This is a genomic window from Neisseria sp. P0019.S002, from assembly GCF_051957155.1.
Classification (GTDB): domain Bacteria; phylum Pseudomonadota; class Gammaproteobacteria; order Burkholderiales; family Neisseriaceae; genus Neisseria; species Neisseria perflava.
Map to the genome: position 1 here is coordinate 1 of NZ_JBQCWS010000092.1, position 479 is coordinate 479.

Below are 479 nucleotides of genomic sequence, written 5' to 3' on the forward strand. Positions count from 1 at the left end.
TCGAATGCCGTTTCTTTCACCCGTTTCAACGTTTGCTCTGACGCGCGCTCGGTATCACCCGGGAAGCCTGCGATAAAGTCGTAGCCGATGCACAACTCCGGACGGATTGCACGCAGTTTGCGGATGATGGATTTGTATTCCAAAGCGGTGTATCCACGTCTCATCGCACGCAATACGCGGGCGGAACCGCTTTGGATCGGTAGGTGCAGGGGGGAAACCAGCTTCGGCAGGTCTCGGTAACACGCGATAATCGCGTCGGTAAATTCGCGCGGATGGATGGTGGGAAAGCGCAGGCGTGCTAGGCCGGGGATGTCGTGGACGATGAGAAACAAGGTGGCAAAGGCGCAGATTTCGCCGTTGTACATGTCACCGCGATAGGCAGTGACGTTTTGGCCTAAGAGGTTGATTGCTTTAACGCCTTGTTGCGCCAAACCGGCAAGTTCAGTCAATACGTCGTTAAGTGGGCGGGAGAATTCTTC

Annotated in this window: 1 protein-coding gene; it reads right to left on the reverse strand. The window is 55.3% G+C overall.

What is annotated here, in order from left to right; translation table 11 throughout:
- The coding region (locus ACTHTY_RS11730) for a radical SAM protein (RefSeq protein ID WP_440367802.1) at positions 1–479 on the reverse strand (479 nt) is incomplete at both ends.